The 23,923-nt window shown below is 59.4% G+C and carries 25 protein-coding genes; 23 read left to right on the top strand and 2 right to left on the bottom strand.

What is annotated here, in order from left to right; genetic code table 11:
- Positions 1 to 5: 5 nt before the first annotated feature.
- The gene (gene secF, locus ACRRSD_RS09815; protein ID WP_095123431.1) at positions 6 to 920 is read left to right on the top strand and encodes a protein translocase subunit SecF; all 915 of its coding nucleotides are present in this window, start codon (positions 6 to 8) and stop codon (positions 918 to 920) included.
- Between the two features lie 121 nt (positions 921 to 1,041).
- Complete coding sequence (locus ACRRSD_RS09810; protein WP_007916907.1) at positions 1,042 to 1,590, top strand: glycine zipper 2TM domain-containing protein; 549 nt, start codon at positions 1,042 to 1,044, stop codon at positions 1,588 to 1,590.
- A 241-nt stretch (positions 1,591 to 1,831) separates the two neighbouring features.
- Here ACRRSD_RS09810 and suhB read toward each other — a convergent pair whose 3' ends face one another.
- Complete coding sequence (gene suhB / locus ACRRSD_RS09805; protein WP_016773320.1) at positions 1,832 to 2,650, bottom strand: type III secretion system regulator SuhB; 819 nt, start codon at positions 2,648 to 2,650, stop codon at positions 1,832 to 1,834.
- Positions 2,651 to 2,795: 145 nt separating this feature from the next.
- On the opposite strand from suhB, the gene trmJ reads away from it, so the two are divergent.
- The 21 genes from trmJ to ACRRSD_RS09700 all read left to right on the top strand — a co-directional run bounded on the left by trmJ (position 2,796) and on the right by ACRRSD_RS09700 (position 21,635).
- On the top strand, positions 2,796 to 3,566 hold the full coding sequence (gene trmJ / locus ACRRSD_RS09800) for a tRNA (cytosine(32)/uridine(32)-2'-O)-methyltransferase TrmJ (RefSeq protein ID WP_435037949.1): 771 nt from the start codon (positions 2,796 to 2,798) through the stop codon (positions 3,564 to 3,566).
- A gap of 3 nt (positions 3,567 to 3,569) precedes the next feature.
- Positions 3,570 to 4,346 (top strand): serine O-acetyltransferase, encoded by a 777-nt coding sequence (gene cysE / locus ACRRSD_RS09795; protein WP_026000547.1) that lies wholly within the window; start codon positions 3,570 to 3,572, stop codon positions 4,344 to 4,346.
- Positions 4,347 to 4,583: 237 nt separating this feature from the next.
- On the top strand, positions 4,584 to 5,075 hold the full coding sequence (gene iscR / locus ACRRSD_RS09790) for a Fe-S cluster assembly transcriptional regulator IscR (RefSeq protein WP_003227911.1): 492 nt from the start codon (positions 4,584 to 4,586) through the stop codon (positions 5,073 to 5,075).
- 47 nt (positions 5,076 to 5,122) lie between these two features.
- Positions 5,123 to 6,337 (top strand): IscS subfamily cysteine desulfurase, encoded by a 1,215-nt coding sequence (locus ACRRSD_RS09785; protein ID WP_008084662.1) that lies wholly within the window; start codon positions 5,123 to 5,125, stop codon positions 6,335 to 6,337.
- A gap of 100 nt (positions 6,338 to 6,437) precedes the next feature.
- Positions 6,438 to 6,824, top strand: coding sequence for a Fe-S cluster assembly scaffold IscU (iscU, locus tag ACRRSD_RS09780; RefSeq protein ID WP_007916892.1), 387 nt, complete (start codon positions 6,438 to 6,440; stop codon positions 6,822 to 6,824).
- 34 nt (positions 6,825 to 6,858) lie between these two features.
- Positions 6,859 to 7,182 (top strand): iron-sulfur cluster assembly protein IscA, encoded by a 324-nt coding sequence (gene iscA, locus ACRRSD_RS09775; RefSeq protein WP_003227904.1) that lies wholly within the window; start codon positions 6,859 to 6,861, stop codon positions 7,180 to 7,182.
- 8 nt (positions 7,183 to 7,190) lie between these two features.
- Entirely contained in the window at positions 7,191 to 7,712 is a 522-nt protein-coding gene (gene hscB, locus ACRRSD_RS09770) for a co-chaperone HscB (RefSeq protein WP_007916889.1), read from the top strand.
- A gap of 51 nt (positions 7,713 to 7,763) precedes the next feature.
- Positions 7,764 to 9,629 (top strand): Fe-S protein assembly chaperone HscA, encoded by a 1,866-nt coding sequence (hscA, locus tag ACRRSD_RS09765; RefSeq protein ID WP_435037948.1) that lies wholly within the window; start codon positions 7,764 to 7,766, stop codon positions 9,627 to 9,629.
- Entirely contained in the window at positions 9,629 to 9,970 is a 342-nt protein-coding gene (gene fdx / locus ACRRSD_RS09760) for an ISC system 2Fe-2S type ferredoxin (RefSeq protein ID WP_016773327.1), read from the top strand. Before hscA ends, fdx begins: the two co-directional genes overlap by 1 nt.
- 14 nt (positions 9,971 to 9,984) lie before the next feature.
- Positions 9,985 to 10,185, top strand: a complete 201-nt coding sequence (gene iscX / locus ACRRSD_RS09755; RefSeq protein ID WP_077574428.1) for a Fe-S cluster assembly protein IscX — start codon at positions 9,985 to 9,987, stop codon at positions 10,183 to 10,185.
- An 87-nt stretch (positions 10,186 to 10,272) separates the two neighbouring features.
- On the top strand, positions 10,273 to 10,698 hold the full coding sequence (gene ndk, locus ACRRSD_RS09750; protein WP_007916882.1) for a nucleoside-diphosphate kinase: 426 nt from the start codon (positions 10,273 to 10,275) through the stop codon (positions 10,696 to 10,698).
- A 28-nt stretch (positions 10,699 to 10,726) separates the two neighbouring features.
- Positions 10,727 to 11,875, top strand: a complete 1,149-nt coding sequence (gene rlmN / locus ACRRSD_RS09745; RefSeq protein WP_414917020.1) for a 23S rRNA (adenine(2503)-C(2))-methyltransferase RlmN — start codon at positions 10,727 to 10,729, stop codon at positions 11,873 to 11,875.
- Positions 11,876 to 11,887: 12 nt separating this feature from the next.
- Entirely contained in the window at positions 11,888 to 12,646 is a 759-nt protein-coding gene (gene pilW / locus ACRRSD_RS09740; protein ID WP_016984372.1) for a type IV pilus biogenesis/stability protein PilW, read from the top strand.
- Positions 12,646 to 13,677, top strand: a complete 1,032-nt coding sequence (locus ACRRSD_RS09735) for a RodZ domain-containing protein (protein ID WP_435037947.1) — start codon at positions 12,646 to 12,648, stop codon at positions 13,675 to 13,677. Before pilW ends, ACRRSD_RS09735 begins: the two co-directional genes overlap by 1 nt.
- A 3-nt stretch (positions 13,678 to 13,680) precedes the next feature.
- On the top strand, positions 13,681 to 14,790 hold the full coding sequence (gene ispG, locus ACRRSD_RS09730; protein WP_003227888.1) for a flavodoxin-dependent (E)-4-hydroxy-3-methylbut-2-enyl-diphosphate synthase: 1,110 nt from the start codon (positions 13,681 to 13,683) through the stop codon (positions 14,788 to 14,790).
- 36 nt (positions 14,791 to 14,826) lie between these two features.
- Positions 14,827 to 16,116, top strand: a complete 1,290-nt coding sequence (hisS, locus tag ACRRSD_RS09725; protein ID WP_016984369.1) for a histidine--tRNA ligase — start codon at positions 14,827 to 14,829, stop codon at positions 16,114 to 16,116.
- A gap of 41 nt (positions 16,117 to 16,157) precedes the next feature.
- Positions 16,158 to 16,799, top strand: a complete 642-nt coding sequence (locus ACRRSD_RS09720; protein WP_122599078.1) for a YfgM family protein — start codon at positions 16,158 to 16,160, stop codon at positions 16,797 to 16,799.
- Positions 16,792 to 17,943, top strand: coding sequence for an outer membrane protein assembly factor BamB (gene bamB, locus ACRRSD_RS09715; protein ID WP_435037946.1), 1,152 nt, complete (start codon positions 16,792 to 16,794; stop codon positions 17,941 to 17,943). Before ACRRSD_RS09720 ends, bamB begins: the two co-directional genes overlap by 8 nt.
- A 136-nt stretch (positions 17,944 to 18,079) precedes the next feature.
- Entirely contained in the window at positions 18,080 to 19,549 is a 1,470-nt protein-coding gene (der, locus tag ACRRSD_RS09710; protein ID WP_034156263.1) for a ribosome biogenesis GTPase Der, read from the top strand.
- A 158-nt stretch (positions 19,550 to 19,707) separates the two neighbouring features.
- Complete coding sequence (locus ACRRSD_RS09705; RefSeq protein WP_435037945.1) at positions 19,708 to 20,856, top strand: pyridoxal phosphate-dependent aminotransferase; 1,149 nt, start codon at positions 19,708 to 19,710, stop codon at positions 20,854 to 20,856.
- Positions 20,844 to 21,635, top strand: coding sequence for an amidohydrolase (locus tag ACRRSD_RS09700; protein ID WP_435037944.1), 792 nt, complete (start codon positions 20,844 to 20,846; stop codon positions 21,633 to 21,635). Before ACRRSD_RS09705 ends, ACRRSD_RS09700 begins: the two co-directional genes overlap by 13 nt.
- Before the next feature lie 171 nt (positions 21,636 to 21,806).
- On the opposite strand, the gene leuA is transcribed toward ACRRSD_RS09700, so the two are convergent.
- On the bottom strand, positions 21,807 to 23,486 hold the full coding sequence (gene leuA / locus ACRRSD_RS09695) for a 2-isopropylmalate synthase (protein ID WP_194933493.1): 1,680 nt from the start codon (positions 23,484 to 23,486) through the stop codon (positions 21,807 to 21,809).
- Between the last annotated feature and the right edge of the window lie 437 nt (positions 23,487 to 23,923).

Raw genomic sequence — 23,923 nt, 5'->3', positions numbered from 1 at the left:
CTGCCATGTTACGTACAATCAACTTCATGGGCGTTCGCAACTTCGCGTTCGGCGTCACAGTGTTTCTCACGTTGCTGGCTATGTTCAGTGTCGTGACCAAGGGTATGAACTGGGGCCTGGACTTCACCGGCGGTACGCTCATCGAGCTGACCTACGAGCGTCCGGCCGACGTTACCAAGGTGCGTGAGCAGCTGGCGACGTCGGGTTACCACGAAGCAATCGTGCAGAGCTTCGGTGCGACTACCGATCTGCTGGTGCGCATGCCGGGGGAAGACCCGCAACTGGGCCATCAGGTCGCGGAAGCGCTGCTGAAGGTCGGCGGCGACAACCCGGCAACGGTCAAGCGTGTCGAGTTCGTCGGCCCGCAGGTCGGTGAAGAGCTGCGCGATCAGGGCGGCCTCGGCATGCTGCTGGCGCTCGGCGGCATCCTGATCTACCTGGCTTTCCGCTTTCAGTGGAAGTTCGCGGTCGGCGCCATCGTTTCGCTGATTCACGACGTGATCGTGACCATCGGCATCCTGTCGTACTTCCAGATCACTTTCGATCTGACCGTGCTGGCAGCGGTATTGGCGATCATCGGCTACTCGCTGAACGACACCATCGTGGTATTCGACCGGGTTCGTGAGAACTTCCGTGTCCTGCGCAAGGCAACGCTGATCGAGAACATCAACATCTCGACCACGCAAACCCTGCTGCGCACCATGGCAACGTCGATCTCGACCTTGCTGGCGATCGCGGCACTGCTGTTCTTCGGCGGTGACAACCTGTTCGGCTTCTCGATCGCGCTGTTTATCGGTGTTCTGGCGGGTACCTACTCGTCGATCTACATCGCTAACGTGGTACTGATCTGGCTGAACCTGACCACCGAGGATCTGATTCCTCCGGCGAACACCGAGAAGGAAGTCGACGACCGTCCATAACGGCCATCGTTTTCCCGGCTGTCAGCCCAAGAAAGGCGCGAGTTGAACTCGCGCCTTTTTTTATGCTCCAAGGCTGGGAGAAGCGCGGGCGCGTCCCGCATGTGATGGTCAGGAGGTTCATGTGAACAAGTCGTTGCTGGTTGGTGCGGTATTGGGTGCTGTCGGTGTGACTGCCGGGGGTGCTGTTGCCACCTACAGCCTGGTTAAAAGCGGCCCTGAGTATGCGCAAGTATTGGCCGTTGAACCGGTTAAAACACAGATCAAGACTCCACGTGAAGTGTGCAAGGACGTGACAGTGACTCGTCAGGCACCGGTAAAAGATCAACACCAGATTGCCGGTACCGTCGTCGGTGCGCTGGCAGGTGGTTTGCTGGGTAATCAGATTGGCGGCGGCACCGGCAAGAAAATTGCCACGGTAGCCGGTGCGGTCGGTGGCGGTTATGCGGGTAACAAGGTGCAGGAAGGCATGCAAGAGCGTGACACCTACACCACCACGCAAACCCGCTGCAACACGGTCAATGACATCAGCGACAAGGTCGTCGGTTACGACGTGCGTTACTCGCTCGATGGCAAGGAAGGCAAGGTGCGGATGGATCGCGATCCGGGTAACCAGATTCCGGTCGACAAGGAAGGCAAGCTGATTCTGTCGCAGAATGAGCCGGCTCAGTAAGAGCCGGCTATTTTAAAGAAAAGCACCCTGCAGGGTGCTTTTTTTGTGCCCGGAATTTTCGGCTAACCCCGGATCTCTTGTGGGAGCGAGCTTGCTCGCGAATGCGGTCTGGCATTCAACATCTATGCAGCCTGATCCACCGCTTTCGCGAGCAAGCTCGCTCCCACAAGGATTTGTGTTGGTCTGAATGCAAGCATAAAAAAAGCACCCCGAAGGGTGCTTTTCTCGTTTCGCGGGAAGCTTAGCGCTTCAGCGAAGCCGGCAGGTGCGGCTGGATCGCCGTCAGAACTGCCTTGAAGCATTTGGTGTTACCGGCAACGATGTGGCCTTTTTCAAGGAAGTCGTGACCGCCAGTGAAGTCGCTCACCAGGCCGCCAGCTTCTTGAATCAGCAGGGCGCCTGCAGCCATGTCCCACTCGGACAGGCCCGACTCCCAGAACGCATCGAAACGACCGGCAGCGACATAGGCCAGGTCCAGGCTCGCCGAGCCCGCGCGGCGGATACCGGCAGTCTGGCCAACCAGAGCGCGGAACATGCCCAGATAGTTGTCGAGGTTGTCCATCTGGTCGTCACGGAACGGGAAACCGGTACCGAGCAGAGCGCCGTCGAGGCTGGTGCGACCGCTGACGCGCAGGCGACGACCGTTCAGTTGAGCGCCGCGACCACGGCTGGCGGTGAATTCTTCCTGACGAACCGGGTCCAGAACCACTGCGTGTTCCAGGCGGCCGCGGTATTTGCAGGCGATGCTGACAGCGAAGTGGGGAATGCCGCGCAGGAAGTTGGTGGTGCCGTCCAGTGGATCGATGATCCACAGGTATTCTTCGCCTTCGATGCCGGTGCCGGCGTGCAGGCCAGTCTCTTCACCCTGGATCGAGTGATTCGGGTAAGCCTTGCGCAGGGCATCGATGATTTTCTGTTCAGCGGCGCGATCGACCTCGGATACATAATCCTTGGCGTCTTTTTCGTCGACCTTGATGGTATCCAGGCGCTCGATGGAGCGGAAGATCAGTTCACTGGCGCTGCGGGCGGCGCGCAGCGCGATATTCAGCATGGGCTGCATGGATGTGTCACCTAAGGTTGTTAAAGAAAGCCGCGCATTCTATCAGAACTTTTCTTCAGGTGAAGGACGCTGTTCGCTTTCATAGCTTAACGGTAGGCTGTTCTGTAAGATTTGCACCCCTTTCCTGTGTCCGAGAGCGCCTCCCTTGCTGCAGAACATTCGTGTCGTCCTGGTCAATACCAGCCACCCCGGCAACATCGGCGGGGCCGCGCGCGCCATGAAAAACATGGGTCTGTCGCGATTGGTACTGGTCGAACCGCGGGTCTTCCCGCACCACGAAGCCGACGCCCGTGCTTCCGGTGCCGGTGACATCCTTGAAAATGCGCAGGTCGTCGCCACTTTGGAAGACGCCTTGGTCGGCTGCAATCTGGTGCTTGGCACCAGCGCCCGTGACCGCCGGATTCCCTGGCCGCTGCTGGATCCGCGCGAATGCGGTACCAAAGTGGTCGAGGAAGCCGGGCAGGGCGCTGAAATCGCTCTGGTCTTCGGTCGTGAAGATTCCGGTCTGACCAACGAAGAGCTGCAGCGATGTCACTTTCACGTGCATATCCCCTCCGACCCTGAGTTCAGTTCGCTGAACCTCGGCGCGGCGGTGCAGGTGTTGAGCTACGAAGTGCGTATGGCCTGGCTGGCCGCACAAGGTCAGCCCAGCAAGATCGAGAAAGAAGAAGTGGCTTCGGTGAAAAGCGCCGAGCTGGCGACCATGGATGAGCTGGAGCGCTTTTATGAGCATCTGGAGCAGACGCTGGTCGTCATCGAATTCCTCGATCCGGAAAAACCGCGGCATTTGATGGCGCGCCTGCGCCGGTTGTACGGACGCAGCTCGGTCAGCCGGGCGGAAATGAATATTTTGCGTGGCATCCTCACGGAAACCCAGAAAGCGGCCCGTGGTGAGCTTCTTAAGCGGAAGGACTAAATGATGTTTGAGCGTTTGCGTGAAGATATCCAGAGCGTATTCCATCGAGACCCGGCGGCGCGTAACGCTTTTGAAGTCCTGACCTGCTACCCCGGCATGCATGCGATCTGGATCCATCGATTGGCCGGCATGCTCTGGCGCAACGAGCTGAAATGGCTGGCGCGGCTGGTGTCGAACTTCGGTCGCTGGCTCACCGGGATCGAGATTCATCCGGGCGCCAAAGTCGGCCGTCGCTTCTTTATTGACCACGGTATGGGCATCGTTATTGGTGAAACCGCCGAGATTGGCGATGACGTGACCATCTATCAGGGCGTGACCCTGGGTGGCACCAGTTGGAACAAAGGCAAGCGCCACCCGACGCTGGGCGATGGTGTGGTTGTCGGGGCGGGCGCGAAAGTGCTCGGTCCGTTCACGGTCGGCGCTGGTGCCAAGGTCGGTTCCAATGCCGTGGTGACCAAGGAAGTACCGCCGGGCGCCACTGTTGTGGGCATTCCGGGTCGGATCATCGTTAAGTCCGACGAAGAGCAGGATGCCAAGCGCAAGGCCATGGCCGAGAAGATCGGTTTCGATGCCTATGGCGTCAGCGAAGACATGCCCGACCCGGTGGCGCGCGCCATCGGTCAGTTGCTCGATCACCTGCAAGCGGTGGACGGACGGCTGGAAGGGATGTGTGGTGCGCTGAAGGATCTTGGCAGCAATTACTGTGCGAAAGATCTGCCTGAGCTGCGTGAAGAAGACTTCGCCTGCGTGAAGGATAAGGATCAGAGTCAGGCCAGCTAAACAGCGGCGCTTCCTTCGCGAGCAGGCTCGCTCCCACAGAGGATTGCATTCCAATGTGGGAGCGAGCCTGCTCGCGAAGAACGATCACGCGGTACCGCTGGCTGCATGCCGCCAGCCTTTGCTATGATGCGCGCGCTCTTTTGCGGGTAATCCTGACTAAAGTACTAGGTCTTAAAGTTGACTTAAATACTCGGGAATTGCATACTCGCCCCATTCTGAACTCCGTGGTAACTGTCCATGCGACTGACTACAAAAGGCCGATACGCCGTGACCGCCATGCTTGACCTGGCGTTGCACGCGCAGCACGGGCCCGTGTCCCTGGCCGATATCTCCGAGCGCCAAGGCATCTCCCTGTCCTACCTCGAACAGCTGTTCGCCAAGCTGCGCCGCAGCAACCTGGTTTCCAGTGTTCGCGGCCCGGGTGGTGGCTACCAGTTGTCCCGCGACATGCAGGGCATCCAGGTCGCCCAGGTGATCGATGCCGTAAACGAATCGGTTGATGCCACCAAGTGCCAGGGCCAGGGCGATTGCCATTCCGGCGACACGTGCCTGACCCACCATCTGTGGTGCGATTTGAGCCTGCAGATTCACGAATTTCTAAGTGGTATCAGCTTGGCTGACCTTGTGACTCGCCGTGAGGTGCAAGAAGTAGCCCAGCGTCAGGACCAGCGCCGTTGCAACAGCAAGGCGCCACGCCTGGACAAGATTGAAGCGTCCGCCGTCGAATGACAGCCAGAGAGCTAGCGGCACGCCAGCCCTGATTTAGGAGATAGTCCATGAAATTGCCGATTTACCTTGATTACTCTGCGACCACCCCGGTCGATCCGCGCGTTGCGCAAAAAATGAGTGAATGCCTGCTGGTTGACGGAAACTTCGGTAACCCGGCGTCCCGTTCCCACGTATTCGGCTGGAAAGCTGAAGAGTCCGTCGAAAACGCCCGTCGTCAGGTGGCCGATCTGGTCAACGCCGATCCGCGCGAAATCGTCTGGACCTCCGGTGCCACCGAGTCCGACAACCTGGCAATCAAGGGTGCGGCGCATTTCTACGGCTCCAAGGGCAAGCACCTGATCACCTCCAAGATCGAGCACAAGGCTGTCCTTGACACCATGCGCCAACTGGAGCGTGAAGGTTTCGAGGTCACTTACCTCGAGCCGACCGAAGACGGTCTGATCACCCCGGCCATGATTGAAGCTGCACTGCGTGAAGACACCATTCTGGTCTCCGTAATGCACGTGAATAACGAAATCGGCACCGTCAACGACATCGCCGCGATAGGCGAAATGCTCCGCGCCAAGGGCATTCTGTTCCACGTCGACGCCGCTCAGTCCACTGGCAAGGTCGAGATCGACCTGCAGAAGCTGAAAGTCGACATGATGTCGTTCTCTGCTCACAAGACCTACGGCCCTAAAGGCATCGGCGCGCTGTACGTCAGCCGCAAGCCGCGTGTGCGCATCGAAGCGACCATGCACGGCGGCGGTCACGAGCGTGGCATGCGTTCCGGCACCCTGGCGACCCACCAGATCGTCGGTATGGGCGAAGCGTTCCGTGTGGCCAAAGAAGACATGGCGGCTGAAAACGTCCGTATCAAAGCCTTGAGCGACCGTTTCTACAAGCAGGTCGAGCATCTGGAAGAGCTGTACGTCAACGGCAGCCTGACCGCCCGCGTTCCGCACAACCTGAACCTGAGCTTCAACTACGTTGAAGGCGAGTCGCTGATCATGGCGCTCAAGGATCTGGCGGTATCGTCCGGTTCGGCGTGCACCTCGGCGTCGCTGGAGCCTTCGTACGTACTGCGCGCCCTGGGCCGCAACGACGAACTGGCACACAGCTCGATCCGCTTCACCTTCGGCCGTTTCACCACCGAAGAAGAAATCGACTACGCCGCGCAGAAAGTCTGCGAGGCCGTTACCAAGCTGCGCGCTTTGTCGCCGCTGTGGGACATGTACAAAGACGGCGTCGATATCTCGAAAATCGAGTGGGCGGCACACTAAATATAGAAGCCGCCGGATACAGACCCTGTAGCGACGCGGCGGTTTACGCAGCGCAGTTGCAGGGTCTCAAGAGCGGCCCTGATGAGTGAGGATTAGAATCATGGCTTACAGCGAAAAGGTCATCGACCACTACGAAAACCCGCGCAACGTCGGCAAGATGAACGCGGAAGATCCTGATGTCGGCACCGGCATGGTCGGCGCTCCGGCGTGCGGCGACGTGATGCGTCTGCAAATCAAGGTCAACGACGCTGGCATCATCGAAGATGCCAAGTTCAAGACCTACGGCTGCGGTTCGGCTATCGCTTCCAGCTCCCTCGCCACCGAGTGGATGAAGGGCAAGACCCTGGACGAAGCAGAAACCATCAAGAACACTCAGCTGGCCGAAGAACTGGCCCTGCCGCCAGTGAAAATTCACTGCTCGGTACTGGCTGAAGACGCTATCAAGGCGGCTGTTCGCGATTACAAGCAGAAGAAAGGCTTGATCTGACTTTCTGGATTTGGCGACGAGTAAGGAGTCACCGATGGCTATCAGCATGACAGAAGCGGCTGCTCGACACGTGCGGCGCTCCCTCGACGGGCGCGGCAAAGGTGAAGGGATTCGTCTGGGTGTTCGCACCACAGGCTGTTCCGGCCTTGCCTACGTGCTGGAGTTTGTCGACGAGGTGGTTGCAGAGGATCAGGTGTTCGAGAGTCACGGCGAAAAAGTGATCATCGACCCGAAAAGTCTCGCCTACCTGGACGGCACCGAGCTCGATTTCGTCAAGGAAGGGTTGAACGAAGGCTTCAAGTTCAACAACCCCAACGTACGCGGTGAATGTGGCTGCGGCGAAAGCTTCAACATCTGAGGCTTGTCGTGGGTATTCCTTGTCATTTCGCTTTATTCGAGCTGCAACCGGGTTTCCGTCTGGATCTCGAGCAGTTGGCCACGCGCTATCGTGAGTTGGCGCGCGGCGTTCATCCTGATCGCTTTGCCGACGCTTCCGAGCGTGAGCAGCGGTCGGCACTCGAGCAGTCTGCACGGCTCAACGACGCCTATCAGACGCTCAAGAGTCCGGCCCAGCGCGCACGCTACCTGCTGACCATCAGCGGGCATGAAGTGCCGATGGAAGTCACTGTCCATGATCCCGAGTTTCTTCTGCAGCAGATGCAATGGCGAGAAGAGCTTGAAGACCTTCAGGACAGTGCCGACCTCGACGGTGTCGCGGTGTTCAAACGGCGCTTGAAAGTGGCTCAGGAAGAACTCAATGAAAGCTTCGCAGCCTGTTGGGATGATGCGGCGCAACGCGAACAGGCCGAACGCCTGATGCGGCGCATGCAGTTCCTCGACAAGCTCACCTACGAAGTGCGCCAGTTAGAAGAGCGCCTCGACGATTAACCCAGTGCCGCTCCGGTCGCACGCCTGATATACAGATAAGTCCTGATCACGATGGCCCTACTGCAGATCGCCGAACCCGGCCAAAGTCCTCAACCGCACCAGCGTCGTCTGGCTGTGGGGATCGACTTGGGCACTACCAATTCGCTGGTCGCTGCGTTGCGCAGTGGTCTTTCCGAGCCGTTGGCTGACGCAAACGGGCAGGTCATCCTGCCGTCCGCTGTGCGTTACCACGCCGATCGCGTCGAAGTCGGCGAGTCGGCCAAGCTGGCTGCCGCTTCCGACCCTTTGAACACCGTGCTGTCGGTCAAGCGCTTGATGGGTCGTGGTCTGTCCGACGTCAAGCAATTGGGCGAGCAACTGCCATACCGCTTTGTCGGTGGCGAATCGCACATGCCGTTCATCGACACCGTGCAGGGCCCAAAAAGCCCGGTCGAAGTCTCCGCCGATATCCTCAAGGTGCTGCGTCAGCGCGCTGAAGCGACGTTGGGTGGCGAACTGGTGGGTGCGGTGATTACCGTTCCGGCGTATTTCGATGATGCCCAGCGTCAAGCGACCAAAGATGCGGCCAAATTGGCCGGTCTGAACGTGTTGCGTTTGCTAAACGAGCCGACCGCAGCCGCTGTGGCGTACGGTCTGGATCAACACGCTGAAGGCCTGGTCGCTATTTATGACCTGGGCGGCGGGACCTTTGATATTTCGATTCTGCGTCTGACCGGCGGTGTTTTTGAAGTTCTGGCTACTGGCGGCGACAGTGCGCTGGGCGGCGATGATTTCGACCACGCGATTGCTGGCTGGATCATCGAGAGTGCCGGCCTGTCCGCCGATCTCGATCCGGGCGCGCAGCGCAATCTGCTGCAAACCGCTTGTGCGGCCAAAGAAGCCCTGACCGATGCGGCCAGCGTTGAAGTGGTCTATGGCGACTGGAAAGCGCCGCTGACCCGCGAAGCCTTTGATGCGCTGATCGAGCCAATGGTCGCGCGCAGCCTGAAAGCCTGCCGTCGCGCCGTTCGCGACTCCGGCATCGAGCTGGAAGACGTGCACGCCGTGGTCATGGTCGGCGGTTCGACTCGCGTTCCTCGTGTCCGTGAAGCCGTTGCCGAAGCTTTCGGTCGTCAGCCTCTGACCGAAATCGATCCGGATCAAGTGGTGGCCATCGGTGCCGCGATTCAGGCCGATACCCTGGCTGGCAACAAGCGCGATGGCGGCGAACTGCTGCTGCTCGACGTGATTCCTCTGTCCCTGGGGCTGGAAACCATGGGCGGCCTGATGGAGAAGGTGATTCCGCGCAACACCACCATCCCCGTCGCGCGCGCTCAGGATTTCACTACTTATAAAGACGGCCAGTCGGCCATGGCGATCCATGTGCTGCAAGGTGAGCGCGAGCTGATCAGTGACTGCCGTTCGCTGGCGCGCTTCGAATTGCGTGGTATCCCGGCGATGGTCGCCGGTGCAGCGAAGATTCGCGTGACCTTCCAGGTCGATGCCGACGGTCTGCTCAGCGTTTCCGCCCGTGAATTGGGTTCAGGTGTTGAGGCGAGCATTCAGGTCAAGCCGTCCTACGGTCTGACCGACGGCGAAGTCGCCAAAATGCTCAAGGATTCGTTCCAGCACGCCAATGACGACAAGGTCGCCCGCGTCCTGCGTGAGCAGCAAGTCGATGCCCAGCGCCTGATCGAAGCGGTGCAGGGCGCTCTGGAGGCTGATGGCGAGCGTTTGCTCGACGCCGAAGAGCGCATGGTCATCGATCTGCAGTTGCAGGAACTGGCCGAACTGATGAAAGGCACCGATGGTTACGCCATCGAGCAGCAGACCAAGCGTCTGTCGCAAGTGACCGATGCTTTTGCTGCCCGCCGCATGGATCTGACGGTGAAAGCCGCTCTGTCGGGGCGCAATCTGAATGAAATCGAGGATATCTGATGCCGCAGGTCATTTTTCTGCCCCACGAGAAGTTCTGCCCGGAAGGCATGGTGGTCGAGGCTGCGCCCGGCACCTCGATTCTCGAACTGGCCCACGAACACCACATCGAGATGGAAAGCGCCTGTGGCGGCGTCTGCGCCTGCACCACCTGCCACTGCATCATCCGTGAGGGTTTCGACTCGCTGGAAGAGGCTGACGAGCTGGAAGAAGACTTCCTCGATCGTGCCTGGGGCCTGGAAGCGCAATCGCGTCTGGCTTGCCAGGCGATCGTCGGTGAAGAAGACCTTACCGTCGAAATTCCGAAATATTCGCTTAACCATGCGGCCGAAGCGCCGCACTGACTGGTAAGACTGTCATGAGCTACGGTTGGAATGATGTTCAACGTATTGCAGAGGAATTGGCCGAGGCCCACGCCGGCGTCGATCCGTACTCTGTAGGTTTTGTCCGTCTGCAGCAGATGATCCTGGATCTGCCTGACTTCGATAGCACTTCTGGCCGTGTCGGCGAGAAGGTGCTGGAAGCGGTTCAGGAGCTCTGGGCCAAAGAATTGGACTGATCGTCTCGCAGGTTAGGCAATACCCAAGAACCCGCGTATAATTCGCGGGTTTAATTTTTCGCAAATTACCGTTTCTGGAGTTACACCATGGCTGTTCAACGCACTTTCTCCATCATCAAGCCTGACGCTGTTGCAAAAAACGTCATCGGCGAAATCACCACTCGTTTCGAAAAAGCCGGCCTGCGCGTTGTAGCTTCGAAACTGAAGCAACTGTCCAAAGCTGAAGCTGAAGGCTTCTACGCTGAGCACAGCGCTCGTGGTTTCTTCGGCGACCTGGTTGCTTTCATGATCTCCGGTCCTGTTGTTGTTCAGGTTCTGGAAGGCGAAAACGCTATCGCTCTGAACCGTGAGCTGATGGGCGCTACCAACCCTAAAGAAGCTGCTGCCGGCACCATCCGCGCTGACTTCGCTGATTCCATCGACGCCAACGCTGTTCACGGTTCGGACTCCGAAGCCGCAGCTGCTCGTGAAATCTCGTACTTCTTCGCAGCTACTGAAGTAACCACTCGCTAAGCATTGGCTTAAGAGTGAAGGTGAATCCATGACTACATCGACTGTAAAAACCAACCTGCTGGGTCTGACTCAACAGGAAATGGAAAAATTCTTCGACTCAATCGGGGAGAAGCGTTTCCGTGCCGGTCAGGTAATGAAATGGATTCACCACTTTGGTGTCGATGATTTCGACGCCATGACGAACGTCAGCAAGGCCTTGCGCGATAAGCTCAAGGCTATTGCCGAGGTCCGTGGTCCGGAAGTGGTCAGCGAGGACATCTCCAGCGACGGCACCCGTAAGTGGGTGGTGCGCGTGGCGTCCGGCAGCTGCGTCGAGACCGTGTACATTCCCCAGGGCAAACGCGGCACTCTGTGCGTTTCGTCCCAGGCAGGCTGTGCCCTGGATTGCAGTTTCTGCTCCACCGGCAAGCAAGGCTTCAACAGCAACCTCACCGCCGCCGAAGTCATCGGTCAGGTTTGGATTGCCAACAAATCTTTCGGCAGTGTCCCGGCTACCGTCGACCGTGCCATCACCAACGTGGTGATGATGGGCATGGGTGAGCCACTGCTGAACTTCGACAACGTCGTCGCCGCCATGCATCTGATGATGGATGACCTCGGCTACGGGATCTCCAAGCGTCGCGTAACCCTGTCCACCTCGGGCGTGGTGCCGATGATCGATGAGCTGGCCAAGCACATCGACGTCTCCCTGGCGTTGTCCCTGCACGCACCGAATGACGCATTGCGTAACCAATTGGTGCCGATCAACAAGAAATATCCGCTTAAGATGCTGCTCGAGTCGTGCCAGCGCTACATGTCGTCCCTGGGCGAAAAACGTGTGCTGACCATCGAGTACACCTTGCTCAAGGACATCAACGACAAGGTCGAGCACGCGGTGGAGATGATCGCGCTGCTGAAAGATATCCCGTGCAAGATCAACCTGATTCCGTTCAACCCGTTCCCGCATTCCGGGTACGAACGGCCAAGCAACAACGCGATTCGTCGTTTCCAGGATCAGTTGCATCAGGCCGGTTTCAACGTCACTGTGCGCACCACCCGTGGTGAAGACATCGACGCTGCATGTGGTCAATTGGTAGGGCAGGTGCTGGATCGCACCCGTCGCAGCGAACGTTACATCGCCGTGCGCGAGTTGAGCGCCGACAGCGATCTGGCACAGAACGCCGCGAATACTAACTAAGAGAGGATCTCTATGTCCCTGCGCTTTGCGCTGCTGTTGCTGTTGGCCAGCCTGTGTGCTGGTTGTGTCCTGTCAGGTGACTACAACCCGATGAAGACCAGCAAGGGCCGCGATGAAGCGCGGGCTGCCTACGTGCAGTTGGGATTGGGTTACTTGCAGCAAGGCATGAGCGAGCGGGCCAAGGTGCCGCTGAAGAAGGCGCTGGAAATCGACGGTTCCGATCCTGACGCCAATGCTGCCCTCGGGCTGGTGTTTCAGTCCGAAATGGAGCCTGAACTGGCCGACGAACACTTCCGCAAGGCTTTGTCCTCCCGTCCCGCCGATGCGCGTATCCTCAACAATTACGGCAGTTTTCTCTACGAACAACAGCGTTATAAAGAAGCCTACGAGCGTTTTGAGCAGGCCGCCGCCGATACCCTGTATCCTGAGCGTTCGCGTGTGTTCGAGAACCTCGGTATGACGGCGGCGAAGCTTGGCCAGCGTGATCTGGCGCAGCAGCAGCTGGAAAAGGCACTGCGTTTGAACCGCCAACAACCGCGCGCATTGCTGGAAATGGCTGAGTTGTCCTTCGAAGACAGGCATTATGTGCCCGCGCGTGACTATTACGACCGATTCAGCCTGCTGACCGAACAAAATGCACGTAGTCTATTGCTCGGCGTTCGGCTGGCAAAAGTGTTTGAAGATCGCGACAAGGCCGCCAGTTATGGCCTGCAATTAAAACGACTCTATCCCGGTACGCCGGAATATCAGCAATACCTGTCGGAGCAATGATGAAAGCGGCGCATCCCGAAGTTGTAGCAGCGAATCGCGTTAACCCCGGTGAGACCCTGCGCCAGGCCCGCGAAAGCAATGGCTGGTCGCTGGCCGAAGTGGCCCTCAAGCTCAACCTCACCGTGACTTCCCTGAGCAATCTTGAAGCCGGTGCTTTCGACAAGCTGCCGGGGCATACCTTCGCTCGCGGTTACATTCGTGCCTATGCCAAATTGCTCGGCATGGACCAGACCGTGCTGGTTCAGCAATTCGACCAGTCCACCGGTACCGACTCCCAGGGCAGCAATGTTCACGCCCTTGGTCGTATCGAAGAGCCGGTGCGGGTTTCCCACACCATTTTGCGTATTGTCAGCCTGCTGTTGCTGATCGCGGTCATCGGCGGCGGTTTCGTCTGGTGGCAGGATCAGACGTCGCTGCGCACCAAGGACCTGACGTCTCTGGCGCCTGAGCACGTTGAAGTCGAAGGTGCTGACGGGACCACCCAGATTCACCCGATCGACGAGCCGGAAGACCAGGCTGTCGCGGAAAACCAGACCGAGGGCTCGACCGCTCTGGCATTGCCGCAAGCCGAAACCACGGCTGAATCGACGGGTGCCGAGCCTGCCGTTCCAGCCACCGAGTCTGCGCCTGCTGCACCAGTTGCTCCGGCAGCGCCAGCCGCTCCCGCTCATACGCCTGCCCCCGTGGTTGCCGCGCCCGCCACCCCGGCGCCTGCCGTGCCGAGCACGCCCGCTCCGACCGTGGCAGCCCCGGTGGCACCGGCCGCGCCTGCTGCAGCCCCGGTTGCCGGCCAAGGCCAGGTATCGGTGCAATTTGTCGCTGACTGCTGGACGCAAGTCTCCGATGGCAGCGGTAAAGTATTGTTCAGTGGTCTCAAGCGCAAAGGCGACAGCCTGGCCGTTGCCGGCAAGCCGCCTTTTGCCGTACGCCTGGGCTATGCCCGTGGCGCGCAGGTCAGCTACAACGGCCAGCCGGTCGATGTTGCTCCGTTCACCAGTGGCGAGACTGCTCGCCTGAAGTTGGGTCAATAAGTCATGCACGGCGAATCTCCAATCAAACGTCGCGTTTCGCGCAAGATCTGGGTCGGCAACGTACCGGTGGGCGGCGACGCGCCGATCGCGGTACAGAGCATGACCAACAGCGACACCAATGACGTCGCCGCCACTGTTGCGCAAATCAACCGTCTGGAAGCTGCTGGCGTCGACATCGTTCGCGTTTCGGTACCGGACATGGACGCCGCCGAGGCGTTCGGCAAGATCAAGCAATTGGTCAAGGTGCCGCTGGTTGCCGACATCCACTTCGACTACAAGATCGCCTTGCGCGTCGCCGAACTGGGTGTCGATTGCCTGCGTATCAACCCGGGCAACATCGGTCGTGAAGACCGTGTTCGCGCCGTGGTCGATGCGGCCCGTGATCGCGGCATTCCGATCCGCATCGGCGTCAACGCCGGTTCGCTGGAAAAAGACCTGCAAAAGAAATACGGCGAGCCGACCCCGGCCGCATTGGTCGAATCTGCTCTGCGCCACGTTGAGCACCTCGAACGCCTGAATTTCCAGGACTTCAAGGTCAGCGTGAAGGCCTCCGACGTGTTCATGGCCGTCGAAGCCTACCGCTTGCTGGCGAAAGAAATCGTTCAGCCTCTGCACTTGGGCATCACCGAAGCCGGTGGATTGCGTTCGGGCACAGTGAAATCCGCCGTAGGCCTAGGTATGCTGCTCGCCGAGGGGATTGGCGATACTATCCGCATCTCGCTGGCGGCAGACCCGGTCGAGGAAGTGAAGGTCGGTTACGACATCCTCAAGTCTTTGCATCTGCGTTCCCGTGGCATCAACTTCATCGCCTGCCCGAGCTGCTCGCGGCAGAACTTCGATGTGGTGAAAACCATGAACGAGCTGGAAGGGCGCCTTGAAGACCTGCTGGTGCCGCTGGATGTCGCGGTGATCGGCTGTGTGGTCAACGGTCCCGGCGAAGCCAAGGAAGCCCATATCGGCTTGACTGGCGGCACGCCAAACCTGATTTACATCGACGGCAAGCCGTCGCAGAAACTGACGAATGACAATCTGGTGGACGAGCTGGAAAAGCTGATCCGCCAGAAAGCGGCCGAAAAGGTCGAAGCTGACGCTGCGGTTATCGCGCGCGGCTGAGCCTGACTGAACGCCGAACGAATTTAAGGATTTAAAGTGAGCAAGTCTCTGCAAGCCATTCGTGGCATGAACGACATCCTGCCCGAACAGACCCCGCTGTGGCGTTATTTCGAGGGCACCGTTGCGCGTCTGTTGGATAACTACGGTTACAAGCAGATTCGCATGCCGATCGTTGAATTCACCGAGCTGTTCAAACGCTCGATCGGTGAAGTGACCGACATCGTCGAAAAAGAGATGTACACCTTCGAAGACCGCAACGGCGACTCCCTGACCCTGCGTCCGGAAGGCACCGCGGCGTGCGTGCGTGCCGTGCTTGAACACGGCATCACCGGCGGTGGCCAGGTGCAGAAACTCTGGTACATCGGCCCGATGTTCCGCCACGAGCGTCCGCAGAAGGGCCGTTATCGCCAGTTCCACCAGATCGGTCTGGAGGTGTTCAACCTCGACGGTCCGGACATCGACGCCGAGCTGATCACCATGACCTGGCGCCTGTGGGGCGAGCTGGGCATTCGTGATGCGGTCAAACTCGAACTCAACAGCCTGGGCACCAGCGAGTCTCGTGGTCGCTACCGTGAAGCGCTGGTCGAGTACCTCTCGGCGCACCACGACAAGCTCGACGAAGACAGCCAGCGTCGCCTGAAAACCAACCCGCTGCGCGTGCTCGACACGAAAAATGCCGACACTCAAGCGGTGCTGGTCGATGCGCCGAAGATGGCCGACTACCTCGATGACGAGTCGCGTGCGCACTTCGAAGGTTTGAAGGCGCGTCTGGATGCCGTCGGCATTCCTTACGTGCTCAACCCGAAACTGGTTCGCGGCCTCGATTACTACAGCAAAACCGTATTCGAATGGGTCACCGACAAGCTCGGCGCTCAGGGCACTGTTTGCGCCGGCGGCCGTTACGACGGTCTGGTCGAGCAGATGGGCGGCAAGCCGACCACAGGCGTTGGTTTCGCCATGGGCATCGAGCGTCTGGTTTTGATGCTCGAAACCCTGGAGCAGATCCCGGAAGAAATCTCCCGTCAGGTTGATGTCTATCTGTGCGCCTTCGGTGAAGAAGCCGAGCTGGCCGGTCTGGCTCTGGCTGAACGTGTTCGTGATCAACTTCCAAACCTGCGTCTGCAAGTCAATGCCGGCGCCGGCAGCTTCAAAAGCCAGTTCAAGAAGGCCGACAAGAGCGGTGCGCTGTACGCACTGATCCTCGGTGACGACGAAATGGCCCAGCAAGTGGTAGGTTTCAAACCCCTGCGTGGCCAGGGCGAACAACAAAGCATTGCCTGGGATGCGCTCGCCGCTCACCTGGCCACCTGCGTCGTGCAGGGTTGAAGCTGTCCAAACAGCCGATTTAGCGATTAAGGAGTATTGGGGTGTCGAGTACCGAAGACGAACAGTTGGCGGATTTGAAGGACTGGTGGACACGCAACGGCAAACCTCTGGTCACTGGCGGCCTGTTGGCGCTGGTCATCGTGTTCGGCTGGCAGGCTTATCACAAGTATCAGAGCAACCAGTCGCAAGGCGCCTCGGTGCTCTATCAGCAATTGCTGGAAACCACGCTGACGCCTGACGGCAAGCCTGATGCGGCCCGCGTTGCGGATCTGGCCGGCAAGCTCAACAGCGAATTCGGCGGTTCTGCCTACGCGCAGTACGGCAGCCTGTTCGTCGCCAAAGTGGCAGTCGACAGCGGTAAGCTGGATGACGCTGCGACCGAGCTGAAAGCCATCGTCGACAAACCGGCGAACCCGGCGCTGGGCGAAATCGCCCGTCAGCGTCTGGCGCAGGTACTCGGCGCGCAGAACAAGGCCGATGACGCCCTGAAACTGCTCGACGGCGATGCCGACAAAGCGTTCCTGGCCACTCGCGAAGAACTCAAGGGCGACCTGCTGGTACAGCTGGGCCGTACCGATGACGCGAACAAGGCGTATCAAAAAGCCAAGGCGGCACTGTCGGATGAAGCGGCGGTCGGTGGCCTTCAAATCAAGCTCGACGACCTGGCCAAAGGGGATGCGTGACGTGATCCGTTGGAAGCATGCAGCATTGCTGGCTCTGGCCCTTCTGGCCGCGGGTTGCAGCAGCAACAGCAAGAAAGAATTGCCACCGGCTGAACTGACCGACTTCAAAGAGGAAGTGGTTCTGCACAAGCAGTGGAGTCGTTCGATCGGTGACGGTCAGGGCGAAACCTACAACATGCTGGTGCCGGCGATCGACGGTGACACCATCTACGCGGCCGATGTGACCGGCGTGGTGATGGCCATGGATCGCGGCATTGGCGATGTGAAGTGGAAGCAGGATCTTGAGCTGCCTGTCTCCGGCGCCGTGGGCGTGGGTTACGGTCTGGTTCTGATTGGTACACTGCGCGGCGAAGTCGTTGCTCTGGACACTATTAACGGTGAAGAGAAGTGGCGTGCTCGTGTAAACAGCGAAGTTCTCGCGCCGCCGGCCAACAACGGCGACGTCGTGGTGGTGCAGACTCAGGACGATCGTCTGATCGGTCTGGATGCCTCCACCGGTACCCAACGCTGGGTGTATGACAGCACGCCGGCCGTACTGACCCTGCGTGGCACCAGTGCCCCGTTGGTTACCAACCGCCTCGCGGTGGCTGGTCTGTCGACCGGTAAAGTGGTCGCGCTGGACATTTCCAACGGCGTGCCGGTCTGGGAACAACGGATCGCAATTCCACAGGGTCGTTCGGAACTGGAGCGCGTGGTCGACATCGACGGCGGTCTGCTGCTGTCCGGCGGTACCCTGTACGTCGCCAGCTATCAGGGTCGCGTGGCGGCACTGGACCTGGAAAGCGGTCGTCAACTCTGGCAGCGCGATGCGTCGAGCTACGCTGGTATTGCTCAGGGTTTCGGCAGCGTTTACGTGAGCCTGTCTTCGGGCACCGTTGAAGGCGTCGACGAGCGTTCCACCACAGCATTGTGGAGCAACGACTCGCTGGCCCGCCGTCAACTGTCGGCTCCGGAAGTGTTCTCCAGCTATGTTGCAGTGGGTGACCTGGAAGGTTATCTGCACCTGCTGAGCCAGGTTGACGGTCGTTTCGTCGGCCGTGAGCGCATCGACAGCGACGGCCTGCGTGCCCGTCCGCTGGTGGTGGGTGACACGATTTATGTATATGGCAACAGCGGCAAACTGGAAGCCCTGACCATCAAGTAACAACTATGCTTGGGGTTAAACCCCCAGGCGGCCCCGGATTCATGGGGCTTGCAGCGCTATCAGGCGTTGCCCCGAGCACCAGCCGCTGCCTCGCAGCGGCTTTTGTATTTTCTGAAATAACGAAGTGGAGAGCCGCATGGTTCCCGTAATCGCCCTGGTGGGCCGACCGAACGTCGGCAAGTCCACCTTGTTCAACCGCCTGACCAGGACTCGTGACGCCATCGTCGGCGACTTGTCCGGTCTGACCCGTGATCGCCAGTACGGTGAGGCCAAGTGGCAAGGGCGTTCCTACATTCTGGTCGACACCGGTGGTATCTCCGGTGACGAGCACGGTATGGACGAAAAAATGGCCGAGCAGTCGCTGCTGGCCATTGAAGAAGCAGACGTTGTGCTGTTCCTGGTAGATGCCAAGGCCGGTTTCACCGCCGCCGACCAGATGATCGCCGAACACCTGCGCAAACGTAACAAGCGTTCCTACGTGGTTGCCAACAAGGTCGACAACATCGACCCGGAAATGGCCCGCGCTGAATTCGCTCCATTGGGCATGGGCCATGCGATCCCGATCGCCGGTGCTCACGGCCGTGGCATCACGCAGATGCTGGAAATCGCCCTGGGTGATTTCCCCAAAGACGCAGAAGAGCCGGAAGAAGGCGAAGAAGAGATCGTTGCCGAAGGCGAGGAAGCCAAGCGCATTCCTGGCCCGAGCGAAAAAGACGGGATCAAGATCGCCATCATCGGTCGTCCGAACGTTGGTAAGTCGACCTTGGTCAACCGCATGCTCGGTGAAGACCGGGTTATCGTTTATGACCAGCCCGGCACCACGCGTGACAGTATCTACATTCCGTTCGAACGCAATGAAGAGAAGTACACGCTGATCGACACCGCTGGTGTGCGCAAGCGCGGCAAGATCCACGAAGAAGTCGAAAAATTCTCCGTGGTCAAAACCCTGCAAGCGATCAAAGACGCCAACGTAGTGATCTTCGTGATGGACGCCCGCGAAGGCGTGGTCGATCACGACCTCAACCTGCTGGGCTTTGCTATCGAATCGGGTCGTGCACTGGTGATCGCGATCAACAAGTGGGACGGCATGACGCCGAGCGAGCGTGACTATGTGAAGGTCGAGCTGCAGCGTCGTCTGTTCTTCGTTGATTACGCTGACATCCACTTCATCTCGGCATTGCACGGCACCGGCGTGGGTAACCTCTACGCTTCGGTGCAGAACTCGTTCAAGTCGGCGGTCACCCGCTGGCCGACCAACCGTCTGACCCAGATTCTCGAAGACGCCGTTGGCGAGCACGCGCCACCGATGGTCAACAACCGCCGGATCAAGCTGCGTTACGCTCACTTGGGTGGCGCTAACCCGCCGATCATCGTGATCCACGGTAATCAGATCGAAAAAGTGCCGAAGTCGTATGTGCGTTATCTCGAGAACACCTACCGTCGTGTACTGAAGCTGGTTGGTACGCCGATCCGCATCGAGTTCAAGGGCGGCGAGAACCCGTATGAAGGCAACAAGACCACGCTGACCGACCGCCAGGTCAACAAGAAGCGTCGCTTGATGTCGCACCACAAGAAAGCTGACAAGAAGCGCCGCGACAAGAAATAAGGTCGCTGGCTGTTGATCGTTCCCACGCAGAGCGTGGGAACGATCAACATGAGAGAAGGGTGCCATCCGGCGCCCTTTTTTTATGGGCGTCGGATGGGCTATCCTCGGGCTCTCCCGCGCCGTCGTCAGAGCCGGGTGTTGAGCAGGGAACCCCCCCGATGATCACCAGTAAGCTGCCGAATGTCGGCATCACGATTTTCACGCAGATGTCTCAGCTCGCGGCGCAAACCGGCGCGATCAACCTGTCCCAGGGTTTTCCTGATTTTGACGGTCCGCAGTCACTGCGTGACGCGGTCGGTCGGCACATCGCCAGTGGCCATAACCAGTATTCGCCGATGACCGGGTTGCCGGCGCTGCGCGAGCAGATTGCGGCGAAAATCGCTCGCAGCTATGGCGTGCAGGTCAATGCCGACAGCGAAGTGACGGTGACGCCGGGCGCGACACAGGCGATCTTCTGTGCGATTCAGGCGGTTATCCACAGCGGCGATGAAGTCATCGTGTTCGACCCTTGCTACGACAGCTACGAACCGGCAACGGAGCTGGCGGGCGGTCGATGCGTGCATGTGCAGTTGAACCCGGACGACTTCTCCATCGATTTCGACCAGCTCGCTGCGGCCCTGAGTCCGCGCACGAAAATGATCGTCATCAACACCCCGCACAACCCCAGCGGCGCGCTGATCAGTCGTGCCGAACTCGATCAACTGGCGGCGCTGATCCGCGATCGCGACATCTACCTGATCAGCGACGAAGTCTATGAACACCTGGTGTTCGACGGCGTGCCGCACGTCAGCGTGCTTGCGCATGAAGAGCTGTATCAACGCGCCTTCGTGGTCAGTTCGTTCGGCAAGACCTATCACGTCACTGGCTGGAAAACCGGTTACGTCGTCGCGCCGCCAGCGCTGACGGCCGAGTTGCGCAAGGTTCACCAGTACGTCAGTTTCTGCGGTGTCACGCCGCTGCAATATGCCCTGGCCGATTACATGGCCGAGCACCCGGAACACGTCGAAGAGCTGCCGGGTTTCTATCAGGCCAAGCGCGATCTGTTCTGCGACCTGCTGGCGCCGTCGCGCTTCACCTTCACCCGAGTCACTGGCACCTACTTCCAACTGGTCGATTACTCGCAGGTCCGTCCTGACCTGAATGACGTTGAGATGGCGATGTGGATGACCCGCGAACACGGCGTGGCGAGTATCCCGGTGTCGGTGTTTTACCAGAATCCACCGCAAGGCCAGCGCCTGGTGCGTCTGTGCTTTGCCAAACGCGAGGAGACGCTGCGTGAAGCGGCGGCGAAACTATGCGTGATCTGAGTGCATTGCCCGATCTCAACCTGGCGCTGATCCAGACCAGCCTTGCCTGGCATGACCGCCAGGCCAACCTCGAGCATTTCGAGGTGTTGCTGGAGCAGGCGCGCGGGGCTGATCTGATCATCCTGCCGGAAATGTTCACCACCGGATTCTCCATGGAGTCCGAAACCCTCGCCGAAGCCGAGAACGGCCCGACCAGCAAATGGCTGCGGGTTCAGGCGGCGAAGCTCAATGCAGTGATCACCGGCAGTGTGATCATTCAGGCCGCTGACGGCAGCCATCGCAATCGCTTGCTGTGGGCGCGGCCGGACGGTGAAGTGCTGCATTACGACAAGCGTCACCTGTTCCGCATGGCCGGCGAGCACAATCATTACACCCCCGGCGAACGCCAGGTGCAGTTCGAACTCAAGGGCTGGCGTGTGCGCCCGCTGATTTGTTACGACCTGCGCTTTCCAGTGTGGAGTCGCGATGCGCAGGACACCGATCTGCTGCTGTACACCGCCAACTGGCCGGGGGCGCGGCGTTTGCACTGGAATCGTCTGTTGCCGGCGCGAGCCATCGAGAACCTTTGCTATGTGGCAGCGGTGAACCGCGTCGGTACCGATGGCAAGGGTTTCGCTTATACCGGCGACAGTCAGGTGCTGGATTTCCAGGGTGAAACCTTGCTGGCCGCGGGGGAGGCGGATGGTGTGTTCAAGGTGGTTTTGGAGGCCGCTCCGCTGGCGGCGTATCGCGAGCGCTTCCCGGCAAATCTGGATGCCGACACCTTCGAGTTCACCTGAGGCAGCCGATCGTTCCCACGCTCTGCGTGGGAATGCAGCCCGTGACGCTCCGCGTCACTGGACGCGGAGCGTCCCTTGAGGTATTCCCACGCGGAGCATGGGAACGAGCGCATCAGGCAAAAAAAGGCCCCGGAGTTCGCACTCCGGGGCCTTTTGCATTTCAGCGGTCGATTACGCCGCCTTCGCCTCAGGCTGGCTCAGCGAGCGGTTCAGCGCGCTGAACAGGGCCTTGAAGCTGGCCGTGGTGATGTTTTCGTCGATCCCCACGCCGTGTACCGCACGCTCGCCATTCACTCGCAGCTCGATGTACGCCGCTGCCTTGGCGTTGGTGCCCGCGCCGATGGCGTGTTCGTTGTAGTCCATGATCTCCACCGGAATCGGCAGGCCGGCGACCAGTGCTTCCAGCGCACCGTTGCCTTTGCCGCGCCAGTGCAGGTTGGTTTCGCCCTGACCTTTGCTCGCCACTTCCACTTCGACGGCGCTGTTGCCGTTTTCTTCCTGCAGGCGATGGCTGACCAGCGCGTACGGGGTGTTGGCTTGCAGGTATTCGCTGATCAACAGCGAATGAATCTGCTTGGCGGTCATCTCCAGGCCGAGACGGTCGGTTTCACGCTGCACGACCTGGCTGAACTCGATCTGCATGCGACGTGGCAGGCTGATGCCGTACTCCTGCTCCAGCAAGTAGGCGATGCCGCCCTTGCCCGACTGGCTGTTGACGCGAATCACTGCCTCATAGCTGCGGCCGATGTCGGCCGGGTCGATCGGCAAGTACGGCACTTCCCAAAGTGCATCTGGTTTCTGCTGGGAGAAGCCTTTGCGGATTGCATCCTGGTGCGAGCCGGAGAACGCGGTGTGGACCAGGTCGCCTACGTACGGGTGACGCGGGTGAACCTGAATCTGGTTGCACTCCTCGACGACTTTGCGCACGCCGTCGATGTCGGAGAAGTCCAGCTGCGGGTCGAGACCCTGGGTGTACATGTTCAATGCGACGGTGACGAGGTCGACGTTACCGGTACGCTCGCCGTTGCCGAACAGGCAGCCTTCGACGCGATCAGCGCCGGCCATCAGGCCCAGTTCGGTGGCGGCAACGCCGGTGCCACGGTCGTTGTGGGTGTGCAGGCTGATGATCACGCTGTCACGACGGTTGATGTTGCGGCCGAACCACTCGATCTGATCGGCGTAGATGTTCGGGGTTGCACATTCAACGGTGGCCGGCAGGTTGAGGATCATCTTGTGCTCAGGCGTCGGGTTCCACACCTCGATCACCGCATCACAGACTTCCTTGGCGAACTCCAGCTCGGTGGCACTGAAGGTTTCCGGCGAGTATTCGAAGGTCCACTCGGTATCCGGCTGCATCGCCGCGTATTTGACGAACAGCTTGGCTGCGTTGACGGCGATGGCCTTGATGCCGTCCTTGTCCTGGTTGAAGACGATGCGACGGAAGGAAGGCGAAGTGGCGTTGTACAAGTGAACGATGGCTTTCTTCGCACCGCGCAAGGATTCGAAAGTGCGCTCGATCAGGTCTTCACGGCCTTGGGTCAGCACCTGAATGGTGGTGTCGTCCGGGATGTGGCCTTCTTCGATCAGGGTGCGCACGAAGTCGAAGTCGGTTTGCGAAGCGGCCGGGAACGACGCTTCGATTTCCTTCACACCGACCTGAACGAGGGTTTTCCAGAAACGCAGCTTCTTCACTGCGTCCATCGGTTCGATCAGCGACTGGTTGCCGTCACGCAGGTCGGAGCTGCACCAGATCGGCGCGGTGTCGATGGTTTTCGACGGCCAGGTGCGATCCGGCAGGTTGATGACAGGAAACGCGCGGTATTTCGAAGACGGATCTTTGAGCATGCTCATCGGGAAATTCCTTATTGTCTGGGCCGAAAAGAGGCGGCCTGCCGGTGTTACGAATGTTCAGGGAAAAGCGTGGGACGAGGTGCCGCGATTCAGCCTGGCAGTCGTGCGCTGACGAGGCACAGGCTGCGGTGCTGGCGAAGCTGAATGAGGGTGTGAGAGGTTTTCATGCCTTCAACCCTAACCGCGAGGGGAGAGGATGGCAAGCAGTCGGAAAAAATTGAGAGGAATACCCGGAAAGTGAGTTTTTGCGGGATTTTATTGCGCTAGAGATCGCTGATCGTTGTGATATTTGCGCGAGGTTTGATTGGGGCGCAATTGAGGTATGCGGGAATTCAGCAAGTATTGGTGTGCTGTGTAGGCCGCCTTCGCGAGCAGGCTCGCTCCCACACTGGATCTTACTCAAAACACAGATCCCCTGTGGGAGCGAGCCTGCTCGC

The sequence above is a fragment of the Pseudomonas neuropathica genome (assembly GCF_051174785.1).
In the GTDB taxonomy this organism is placed as follows: Bacteria; Pseudomonadota; Gammaproteobacteria; order Pseudomonadales; family Pseudomonadaceae; genus Aquipseudomonas; species Aquipseudomonas neuropathica_A.
The sequence above is the reverse complement of the archived record's forward strand: the minus strand, read 5'-3'. Positions and strand labels throughout refer to the sequence as shown.